The sequence below is a fragment of the Serratia sp. SCBI genome, from assembly GCF_000747565.1.
Classification (GTDB): domain Bacteria; phylum Pseudomonadota; class Gammaproteobacteria; order Enterobacterales; family Enterobacteriaceae; genus Serratia; species Serratia ureilytica.
The window spans coordinates 500068-511007 of sequence record NZ_CP003424.1 but is presented as its reverse complement, the minus strand read 5'-3'; the positions used below and the strand labels follow the sequence as shown (position 1 = coordinate 511007).

Genomic DNA, 10940 nt, shown 5'->3' with positions numbered 1-10940 from the left:
GATTGTAGTATGACCTACTGTGTGGCCATGCGTTTGTCGTCCGGGCTGGTCTTTGCGTCCGATTCGCGCACCAACGCCGGGGTGGACCATATTTCCACCTTCCGCAAACTGCACGTGTTCCAACAGGACGGCGATCGCACGCTGGTGCTGCAAAGCGCCGGCAACCTGGCGACCACCCAGAGCATCATCAGTTTGCTGTTGCACCGCAGCAAGGACGCCGAACGCCCCAACCTGCTCAACGCTCCCAGCCTCTACGACGCCGCCACGCTGGTGGGGGAAACGGTGCGCGAGGTGATCCAGCGCGACAGCGAGGCGCAGCAAAGCGGCAGCACCACCGATTTCAGCTGCAACCTGCTGCTCGGCGGCCAAATTAGCGGGGAAGAGATGCGGCTGTTCCATATCTACCCGCAAGGCAACTTTATCGAAGCCACCCGCGACACGCCCTATTTTCAGATAGGCGAAAGCAAATACGGCAAACCGATCATCGACCGGGTGCTGCACTACGACACGCCGCTGGAACAAGCGATGCAATGCGCGCTGATTTCACTGGATTCGACCCTGCGCAGCAACCTGTCCGTCGGGCTGCCGCTCGACGTGATGATCTACCCGCGCGACAGCTTCAGCCATGCCCGGCAATACCGCATTACCGAAGACCATCCGTACTTCAGCGCCATCCGCAAGGGCTGGGGCGAAGGGCTGGTCAGCATTTTCACCCAGTTGCCGCCGCTGCAGCTGTAGGGATCCGGGCTCACACGAGCCCGTCCGCCTCATTGCGGCTGAAGCCCCCGCAGCAACGCCTCCAGCGGGTACACCGCCGCAATCACCACTTCGTCGCGCGTCTGCGCCGCCGCATCCAGCCGGCGCTGCGCTTGTTCTGCCTCTGCTCGGCTCAGCGGTTTGTCCTGCTGATACCGCTCCAGCAGCGTTAACCCCAATGCGGCCAGGGCATCGACGTCCTGCGCCACCGGCGCCAGCTCCCGCAGCGTGCGGTTGCCCGCGATCGCCGTCTGCAACGCCGCGCCGTTCGCCTGCCAGCGCTGCAGCCGTTCGCGCAGCGCCTGCGCCGTCGCCTTATCGCGCTTATCCTTCAGCAGAGCCGCGACCTGCGCATGCATGGCGCGCACCGCCTCGCTCTCCGGCGGCAGCGCATCGGCAAAGCGGTTCAGCGGTTCGAACTGATGATAGTTGCCGGCCTGGAACTTCAGGTGCTGGCGGGTGTAATACTGCGCCGGCTCCACCGCCTCGGCCAGGATCTGCAGCGGCACGATCTGCACGCTGTTGCTCAGCCGGGTGAATTCGCGCGCCGTTTCCGCGTGCTGCTGCAGGCCGACCGACACCACCGACCAGGCGTCGATCGCCGCCAGCCGCCGGTACATGTTGTTCTCATCGGTGACGTCCTGCGCCGACCACAGCCGCTCCGCTACCGCAAAGGCGCGCGGCCACAGCTTGAGATCGATCAGCGGCGCACGCACGTTTTCCGCCCACAGCGCCGCTTCCCCGCCGAGGATCTTGGCCTGCCCCTTCTCATCCGGCACCACCGGCATCTTGCCCGCCGGCGCCGCCGCCAGTTTCTCGCCCTGGGTGGGGTAACGCACGTTGCCGACCAACGTATAGCCGCTGAGCTTGTCCTGTTGCAGCGTAAACACCGGCCGCGTGTCGCCCATCCAGGTATCGACGCGGAACGTCACCTGCTGCGGCGTGCGCCAGACGATATCGTGCACCGCGCGGCGCGATTTGCCGTTGAAATCGATAAAGCCGCGCCAGCCCTGCTTGCCCTCGATTAACGTGAAACTGCCCTCCACCGCGCTGCCCTTCAGGCGCGGCATGCTGAAACGCCAGCTTTGCGCCTGCTCGCCGGGTTGCACCGCCGTTTCGACCCCCAGCGGCTGCGGCAGAATTTCATTGCGGTAGTGATAGGCGGTGCTTTGCGGCTGATCGAGATAGAAACCGGTGGAGAGAATGCCCTGATAGCCGTCCTGCGCGCTGGCGCCCAGCGAGTCTTGCCCCTGCCAGGACTGAATGACGATCGAACGCGGCAGCGACGGATGATAGATCTCGTCCCAGCCGACCATCTGCCGCTGGTGCTTCTCGAGGACTTTTTCCAGCTTCTGGTTGAAGTAGGCCTGCAGCGCATGGGTATCCGCCAGCCCGTTCTGCTGCATAAACGCCTGAATCGACGGCGACGCCCGCCACTGGCTGGCGTCCACTTCGTCGCCGCCGATGTGCAGATAAGGATCGGGGAAGATTGCCGCCAGCTCGCCGACGATCGTATCGACAAACTGATACACCTCGTCGCGGGTCGGATCGAGCGTCGGCTTATGCACGCCCCACTCGCGCTCCATGCTATACGGCCCCGGCGCGCTCATCAGGTCGGGATAGGCCACCGCGATGCTGGAGGCGTGCCCCGGCATGTCGATCTCCGGCACCACGCGAATGCCGCGCGCCGTGGCGTAAGCCACCACCTGCCGCATTTGCTCACGGGTGTAGAACTGGCCGTCGCTGGCCTGCTGCTGCAATTTGGGGTAATGCTCGGAGGCAAAGCGCCAGCCCTGATCGTCAGTCAGGTGCCAGTGGAATACGTTGAGCTTGGCCGCCGCCATGCCGTCGAGCTGGCGCAGAATGTCCGGCAGCGGCAGGAAATGGCGCGCCGAATCCAGCAGCACGCCGCGCCACGGAAAACGCGGCACGTCGCGAATATCCACCAATGGCAGGAAAGTGTTTTGCCCATCGGTCTGCAGCAGCTGCAGCAGGGTCTCCATGCCGCGCAGCGCGCCGAAGCGGGTGTTGGCGGTCAGCGTGGCGCCCTGCGGCGTGACCGCCAGCCGGTAACTCTCATCGCTGCCCGGCAGCGGCTGCGCCGCCACCCGATCCTTGATCACCACCTTGATCGCCGCGCCGTTTGCTTCTTCCCTCGGCGCCAGCGTCCAGCCGGTCTGCAACTCGATGCGCTGGCGCCAGCGCGGCAGCGCGTCGCCCAAATCATCGCCCTGGAGGCTTAACGACAGCCGGTGATCCAAAATCAGTTTGCCCGCAGGTTGCGTCACGTCAACCTGCTGCGGCCAGGGCATCAGCGGCAGATCGCCAGCCGGCTGCGCCAGCGCGCCGCAAGAAAACCATAACGATGAAGCCAGTAGCGTATAACGGAAAGGTCTGTGCATCGGAAATTCCTCAGAGGAAAAAAACAAAATATCCCCAATGAATTTCAAACCACCGCTAGGCGGCAAGCGCCCGCATCCCCAGGCGCTTAGGTCTGCTAAGTAACTGGGGGGCGGGCGTACAGCCAACAACGCGGTGGCTTGAAAGGCGCAGGGGAAAACAGCCAACGCTGTAGATAAAGACTCAGCACAGAACAGATGTCCAACCGTTGCGGTGAAAAAGCGGACGGGATCACAGTTGCCCCCTCCCGGCCGGAGGGGGAGAACGGGTTATTGCCAGCCGTAGCGGCGCACGAACCAGCCTTTCACGCACTGGGTCAGCACCATGTAACCGGCGAGGATCAGCACCAGCCACGGGAAGTAACCGAGTGGCAGCGCCTGCAGCTGCAGGAAGCCGGCCAGCGGCGAGAACACCAGGCCGATGCCGGTGGCGATCACCGCCAGCGTCATGATGCACAGCGGCCAGGACGGGCGGCTCTGGATAAACGGAATTTTGCGCGTGCGGATCATGTGCACGATCAGCGTCTGAGACAGCAGCCCTTCCACGAACCAGCCGGACTGGAACAGCGTTTGCATTTCCGGCGTGTTGGCCTTGAATACCCACCACATCAGGCTGAAGGTCAGCACGTCGAAGATCGAACTGATCGGCCCAAAGAACACCATAAACCGCCCCAGATCGGCGGAGTTCCAGCGCTGCGGCTGGGTGATCTGATCGTCGTCGACGTTATCGAACGGGATGGCGATCTGCGAGATGTCGTACATCAGGTTCTGAATCAACAGGTGCAGCGGCAACATCGGCAGAAACGGCAGGAAGGCGCTGGCGATAAGCACGCTGAACACGTTGCCGAAGTTGGAGCTGGCGGTCATCTTGATGTATTTCAGCATGTTGGCGAAGGTGCGGCGCCCTTCGATCACCCCCTGCTCCAGCACCATCAGGCTTTTTTCCAGCAGGATAATGTCCGCCGCTTCCTTGGCGATGTCCACCGCCGAATCGACGGAGATGCCGATATCGGCCGCGCGCAGCGCCGGCGCGTCATTGATGCCGTCGCCCATAAAGCCCACCACGTGCCCCTGGCGGCGCAGCAGTTTGACGATGCGCTCCTTGTGCAGCGGCGTCAGCTTGGCGAACACCGTGGTGCGCGCCGCCGCCTGCGCCAGCTGCTCGTCGTCCATCTGCTCGATCTCGCTGCCGCGCAGCAGGTGCTCGGCCTCGAGCCCGACGTCACGGCACACTTTGGCGGCCACCAGCTCGTTGTCGCCGGTGAGGATCTTCACCGTGACGCCGTTCTGTTTCAGCGCCGCCAGCGCCGGTGCGGTGCTTTCCTTCGGCGGATCGAGGAAGGCGACGTAGCCTTCGAGGATCAGATCAGACTCGTCCGCCACGCCGTATTCATGGGTTTGCGCCGGCAGGATCTTGTTGGCCACCGCCACCACCCGCAGCCCCTGCTGGTTGAGATCGTCGGTGATGCGACGGATCCTCGCCAGCAGCGCCTCGCTCAGCGGGATCACCTCGTCTTCGTGGCGCACGTGGCTGCAAATCGCCAGCATCTCTTCCAGCGCGCCCTTGCATACCAGCTCGTGATACTCGTTGTCTTTGGCCACCACCACCGACATGCGGCGGCGCACGAAGTCGAACGGGATCTCATCCACCTTGCGGTAGTTTTGCAGCGCCTGCGGCTGCTGATTTTGCTCCGCGCAGCTCAGCACCGCCACGTCGAGCAGGTTTTTCAGCCCGGTCTGGTAGAAGCTGTTCAGCCAGGCGTAGCGCAGCACCCGCTCGCTGCTGGCGCCGAACACGTCGGTATGGCGCTCCAGCACGATCTTGTCCTGGGTCAGGGTACCGGTCTTGTCGGTGCACAGAATGTCCATCGCGCCGAAGTTCTGGATGGCGTCCAGCCGTTTGACGATCACCTTCTGGCGCGACAGCTTCACCGCCCCTTTGGCCAGCGTCGAGGTGACGATCATCGGCAGCATCTCCGGCGTCAGCCCGACCGCCACCGAAAGCGCGAACAGCGCCGCCTCCCACCAGTCGCCCTTGGTGTAGCCGTTGATCAGCAGCACGATCGGCGTCATCACCAGCATAAAACGGATCAGCAGCCAGCTGACCTTGCTGATGCCGCTCTGGAAGGCGTTCGGCTGCTCATCCTGGCTGGTGACGCGCTGCGCCAGCTGGCCGAAATAGGTGCCGCCGCCGGTGCCGATCACCATCGCCAGCGCGGTACCGCTGACCACGTTGGTGCCCATGAAGCACAGGTTTTGGCAGTCGAGCGGATCGGCAGCCAACGCCTGCGGCGCCGCGGATTTTTCCACCGGCAGCGATTCGCCGGTCAGCGCCGCCTGGCTGATGAACAGATCCTTAGCCGACAGCACGCGCAGATCCGCCGGGATCATGTCGCCGGCCGCCAGCTTGATGATGTCGCCCGGCACCAGCTGCGCGATCGGCAGCTCCACGTGCTCGCTCTTGCCGGTGAGCGCATCGCTGCGGATCACCGTGGCGGTGTTGCTCACCATGGCCTTCAGCGCGTCGGCCGCCCGGTTGGATCGCGCCTCCTGGATGAAATTCAGCAGCGTGGAGATCAGCACCATCAGCGCGATCACCAAGGCGCCGGTGAGATCCTCGGTGGCGTAAGAGATCATGCCGAGCGCGGTCAGCAGCAGGTTGAACGGGTTGCGGTAGCAGTGCCAGAGGTGTTGCCACCAGGCCTCTTTCTGCTGATCGTCGATGACGTTCTCGCCGCAGCGCTGGCGCACCTGTTCCGCCTCATGGGCGGTGATGCCTTCCGGATGGCTGTGAAAACGCTCAAAGAGTTGCATCGTTTCTGCGGCGGCGCATTCCAGCCGCTGCTGCGCCAGGCCGGCCGGCATGTCGCGCGCAGCGCCGCCGACGCTGTCCAGCAGGCTGTCGCGGCGCACCAAACGGCGCGGGAGGCTGCGGGCGAACAGGCCCAGCAGCTGACGGGGGGTTTTTTCAGTTTCATGGGTCGCACCTCGTCGCCCGGTGCCTCACGGCAGCGGGTAAACGGGGATCGTCATCGGCCGGGCGGATGGCGGGTGCGCCAAAAAGCCTCTGCCAACGCAGATCCTTATTCTTTTTTTCAGCAGCAGGAGCGAACGACGAAGCGCGCGCTACCGGTTACCGTGATGTACTTCACCGGTAAAACAGCAGCGCCAGGCGGAGAGGTTTTACCGGAGAACCGAGTGAGTGTCTAAAGCAGTCGGGTCGGGGTCCATATGGGGAATAACCTCCGGTAAAGGGAAAAACAGAGCGGCAGGAGCGGCCGTTCATCGCAATGTCACAATCCCGTTTTGCATCAAGATCCGCGTCGGAAAATGAGCTATGCTGACGGGCATTGTTTTACAGGCCTTTATGTTACGCCTGTCCACCTCAACGAAAAGTAAACCATGCAAAACCGGCTGACCATCAAGGACATCGCGCGCCTGAGCGGCGTAGGCAAATCCACCGTCTCACGCGTGCTGAACAATGAAGGCAGCGTGAGCCCGCAAACCCGTGAACGGGTGGAAGCGGTGATCCGTCAGCAAGGGTTTACCCCCTCCAAGTCGGCGCGCGCCATGCGCGGCCAAAGCGACAAAGTGGTGGGCATCATCGTTTCCCGTCTCGACTCGCCGTCGGAAAACCAGGCGGTGCGCACCATGCTGCCGCTGCTGTATCAGCAAGGCTTCGATCCGATCGTGATGGAGAGCCAGTTCGAAACCCGCCTGGTGCAGGAGCATCTGCACGTACTGCATCAGCGCAACGTCGACGGCGTGATCCTGTTCGGCTTCACCGGCCTGACCGCGGCGATGCTCAAGCCGTGGCAGGAAAAAATGGTGGTGATGGTGCGCGAATACGACGGCTTCTCGTCCGTCTGCTACGACGACGCCGGCGCGGTGAACCTGTTGATGGATCGCCTGTATCAGCAAGGGCATCGGCATATCGGCTATCTGGGGGTGCAGCTCAGCGACGCCACCACCGGCCAGCGCCGCTATCAGGCCTATCTCGACGCCTGTGAACGCCTCACGCTCACGCCGCGCGCCACGCTGGGCGAACTGAGCTACCAGAGCGGTTTCCAGCACGCCGCCGAAGTGATTGACGCGCACACCAGCGCGCTGATTTGCGCCTCCGACAGCATCGCCTTGGGGGCGATCAAATACCTGCAACAACAGCCGACGCGCGCCATCCAGGTATGCGCCATCGGCAACACCCCGCTGCTCAGCTTCCTGTTCCCCGACACCCTGTCGGTGGAGTTCGGCTACGGCAGCGCCGGCCTGCTGGCCGCGCAGCAGTTGCTGGCGCAGCTCAGCGGCGAGCAGGGGATCCGCCGCCTGGTGGTGCCCAGCAAACTTTCCTGATCGGAAGTTGACCATTTTTCGTCATTTTGTGATCCTCGCCCCAAACCGGGAACGTTCCCATTTCATTCAAAAAGCCGAGTGGCTAAGCTTTGATCATTACTCAGTCAACACCTCTGCAGGTATCCCATAATGAGCAAAGTAAAACAGCAGGATATTGATCGCCTGATTGTTTTGGTCGGCGGCCGCGAGAACATCGCCACCGTCAGCCATTGCATTACCCGGCTGCGTTTCGTCCTCAATGACCCCAGCAAGGCCAGCCCCAAAGAAATCGAAGAGCTGCCGATGGTCAAAGGCTGCTTCACCAACGCCGGGCAGTTCCAGGTGGTGATCGGCACCGACGTCGGCGACTACTATCAGGCGCTGATCGCCAGCACCGGCGTCAACGAGGCCGACAAGGAACAGGCCAAGGTGGCCGCGCGCCAGAACATGACCTGGACCGAGCGCACCATCTCCCACTTCGCCGAGATCTTCTTCCCGCTGCTGCCGGCGCTGATCAGCGGCGGTCTGATCCTCGGCTTCCGCAACGTGATCGGCGACATCCCGATGTCCGGCGGCCAAACGCTGGCGCAGATGCACCCGGCGTGGAAAACCGTTTACGACTTCCTGTGGCTGCTCGGTGAAGCGATCTTCATGTTCCTGCCGGTGGCCATCTGTTGGTCGACGGTGAAAAAGATGGGTGGCACCCCGGTGCTCGGCATCGTACTGGGCGTCACCCTGGTGTCGCCGCAGCTGATGAACTCCTACCTGCTCGGCCAGCAAACACCGGAAGTGTGGAACTTCGGCTGGTTCGTGATCCAGAAAGTGGGCTATCAGGCGCAGGTGATCCCGTCGATCCTGGCGGGCATGGCGCTGGGCTGGATCGAAACCCGGCTGAAAAAGATCGTTCCCGACTATCTCTATCTGGTGGTGGTGCCGGTGGTTTCGCTGCTGCTGGCGGTGTTCCTGGCGCACGCGCTGATCGGGCCGTTCGGCCGCATGATCGGCGACGGCGTTGCCTGGGCGGTGAAATCGGTGATGACCGGCAGCTTCGCGCCGGTGGGCGCCGCGCTGTTCGGCTTCCTGTATGCGCCGCTGGTGATCACCGGCGTGCACCAGACCACGCTGGCTATCGACATGCAGATGATCCAGAGCATGGGCGGCACCCCGGTGTGGCCGCTGATTGCGCTGTCCAACATCGCGCAGGCCTCGGCGGTGCTCGGCATCATCATCATCAGCCGCAAGGCCAACGAGCGTGAAATCTCGGTGCCGGCGGCGATCTCCGCCTACCTCGGCGTGACCGAACCGGCGATGTACGGCATCAACCTCAAATACCGCTTCCCAATGCTGTGCGCGATGATCGGCTCCGCGATCGCAGGCCTTATCTGCGGGTTGGACGGCGTGATGGCCAACGGCATCGGCGTCGGCGGCCTGCCGGGCATTCTGTCTATCAAGCCGCAGTTCTGGCTGATTTATTCGCTGGCGATTCTGGTGGCGATCGTCATCCCGCTGGTGCTGACCATCATGGTCTACAAACGCAAGGCCGCCCGCGGCGAGCTGCCGGTTTGATTGACGCAAAATACGCAACATGAATGTAGGGGCCGGAAATACCCTATAGCTTTCGAGCTGTAGCTAGGCGGCAAGGGTGCAAATCCCCAGGAGCTTACTCAAGTAAGTGACTGGGGTGCAGCGCCAGCAGCCAACAACGCTGCAGTTTGAAAGATGAAGGGTACGGGCCTGTTGTCACGATTCAAAGGTATCCAGTTATGAGCAACCCAACCCCCTGGTGGCAGAACGGCGTCATCTACCAAATTTATCCGAAGAGTTTTCAGGACAGCACCGGCAACGGCTACGGCGATTTGGCCGGGGTGACCCGGCGGCTGGACTATCTGCAGGAACTGGGCGTGGATGCGATCTGGCTGACGCCGGTCTACGTATCGCCGCAGGTGGACAACGGCTATGACGTGGCGGACTACTGCGCCATCGATCCGGCTTACGGCACGATGGCAGACTTCGAGCAGTTGGTCGCCGCCGCCCACCAGCGCGGCATCCGCATCGTGATGGACATGGTGTTCAACCACACCTCGACCGAGCACCCGTGGTTCAAGGCCGCGCAGGATCGCCACAGCCCGTATCGTCAGTTCTACGTCTGGCGCGACGGCGAGGGTGAAACGCCGCCGAACAACTGGCGCTCCAAGTTCGGCGGCAACGCCTGGCAGTGGCACGCCGACAGCGGCCAGTACTACCTGCACCTGTTCGCCGCCGAGCAGGCGGATCTCAACTGGGAACACCCGCCGGTGCGCGAAAAGCTGAAGAAAGTGTGTCAGTTCTGGGCGGACAAAGGCGTCGACGGGCTGCGCCTCGACGTGATCAACCTGGTGTCCAAACAGCAGGACTTCCCGTCCGACAGCCAGGGCGACGGCCGCCGCTTCTACACCGACGGCCCGCGCATCCACGAGTTCCTGCAGGAGATGAGCCGCGACGTGTTTCAGCCGCGCGGCCTGATGACGGTGGGCGAGATGTCCTCCACCACGCTTGAGCATTGCCAGCGCTACGCGGCGCAGAGCGGCGAAGAGCTGTCGATGACCTTCAACTTCCACCACCTGAAGGTGGACTACGCCGGCGGTGAAAAATGGACGCGGGCGGCGCCGGATTACGTGGAACTGAAGCAGATCTTCCGCCACTGGCAGCAAGGGATGCATAACCGCGCCTGGAACGCGCTGTTCTGGTGCAATCACGATCAGCCGCGCATCGTGTCGCGCTTCGGCGATGAAGGCGCACTGCGGGTGCCGGCCGCCAAAATGCTGGCGATGGTGCTGCACGGCATGCAGGGCACGCCTTATATCTATCAGGGCGAAGAACTCGGCATGACCAACCCCGGCTTCCGCGCCATCGAGCAGTATCGCGACGTGGAAAGCCTGAACATGTACGCCGAACTGCGCGCCCAGGGCCGCAGCGACGCCGAGCTGCTGGCGATCCTGGCCGACAAATCGCGCGACAACGGCCGCACGCCGATGCAGTGGAGCGCCGCACCGCACGCCGGTTTCACCACCGGCACGCCGTGGATCGGCTGCGCCGAGAACTACCCGCAGATCAACGCCGACGCGGCGCTGGCCGATCTCGACTCGGTGTTTTACGCCTATCGCCAGCTCATCACCCTGCGCAAGCAGTATCCGCTGCTGACCCACGGCGACTATCAGGATCTCGCGCCGGAACACCCGGCGCTGTGGTGCTATCAGCGCAGCTGGAACGGCCAGCGCCTGCTGGTGGCGGCCAACCTGAGCCGCGAACCGCTGGCCTGGGCGGCGGAAGGCGTGGAAGCCTCCGCGCAATGGCGCCCGCTGATGAGCAACTACACCGATTCGGCGGACCAGCCGCAGGCGCTGACGCTGCGGCCGTTCGAAGCGGTGTGGTGGCTGCTCGAAGACTGACCCCGCAGGGCGCGGCGAACGCTGCGCC

6 protein-coding genes are annotated in these 10940 nt (G+C 63.2%); 4 read left to right on the top strand and 2 right to left on the bottom strand.

All coding sequences use genetic code 11. The annotated features are described in order from the left end of the window. Positions 1–9: 9 nt before the first annotated feature. Positions 10–738: a proteasome-type protease gene (locus SERRSCBI_RS02335; protein ID WP_015376453.1), complete on the top strand. Its 729-nt coding sequence runs from the start codon at positions 10–12 to the stop codon at positions 736–738. 29 nt (positions 739–767) lie between these two features. Here SERRSCBI_RS02335 and SERRSCBI_RS02330 read toward each other — a convergent pair whose 3' ends face one another. Continuing rightward, complete coding sequence (locus tag SERRSCBI_RS02330) at positions 768–3158, bottom strand: beta-N-acetylhexosaminidase (RefSeq protein ID WP_042783561.1); 2391 nt, start codon at positions 3156–3158, stop codon at positions 768–770. A gap of 267 nt (positions 3159–3425) precedes the next feature. Next, on the bottom strand, positions 3426–6107 hold the full coding sequence (gene mgtA, locus SERRSCBI_RS02325) for a magnesium-translocating P-type ATPase (RefSeq protein ID WP_042783559.1): 2682 nt from the start codon (positions 6105–6107) through the stop codon (positions 3426–3428). A gap of 450 nt (positions 6108–6557) precedes the next feature. Here mgtA and treR point away from each other — a divergent pair, with 450 nt between their 5' ends. The 3 genes from treR to treC all read left to right on the top strand — a co-directional run bounded on the left by treR (position 6558) and on the right by treC (position 10912). Continuing rightward, positions 6558–7505 carry a trehalose operon repressor TreR gene (treR, locus tag SERRSCBI_RS02320; protein ID WP_042783558.1) on the top strand — a complete coding sequence of 316 codons (948 nt, stop codon included), beginning with the start codon at positions 6558–6560 and terminating at the stop codon, positions 7503–7505. Positions 7506–7634: 129 nt separating this feature from the next. Beyond that, entirely contained in the window at positions 7635–9050 is a 1416-nt protein-coding gene (gene treB / locus SERRSCBI_RS02315; protein WP_004933394.1) for a PTS trehalose transporter subunit IIBC, read from the top strand. 197 nt (positions 9051–9247) lie between these two features. Continuing rightward, positions 9248–10912 (top strand): alpha,alpha-phosphotrehalase, encoded by a 1665-nt coding sequence (treC, locus tag SERRSCBI_RS02310; protein WP_042783556.1) that lies wholly within the window; start codon positions 9248–9250, stop codon positions 10910–10912. Positions 10913–10940: the final 28 nt, after the last annotated feature.

What these genes read in the sequence shown, in the direction of transcription:
- SERRSCBI_RS02335 (WP_015376453.1), top strand. Translation starts at nt 10, where the DNA reads ATGACCTACTGTGTGGCCATGCGTTTGTCGTCCGGGCTGGTCTTTGCG.
- treB (WP_004933394.1), top strand. Translation starts at nt 7,635, where the DNA reads ATGAGCAAAGTAAAACAGCAGGATATTGATCGCCTGATTGTTTTGGTC.
- SERRSCBI_RS02330 (WP_042783561.1), bottom strand. Translation starts at nt 3,158, where the DNA reads ATGCACAGACCTTTCCGTTATACGCTACTGGCTTCATCGTTATGGTTT.
- treC (WP_042783556.1), top strand. Translation starts at nt 9,248, where the DNA reads ATGAGCAACCCAACCCCCTGGTGGCAGAACGGCGTCATCTACCAAATT.
- treR (WP_042783558.1), top strand. Translation starts at nt 6,558, where the DNA reads ATGCAAAACCGGCTGACCATCAAGGACATCGCGCGCCTGAGCGGCGTA.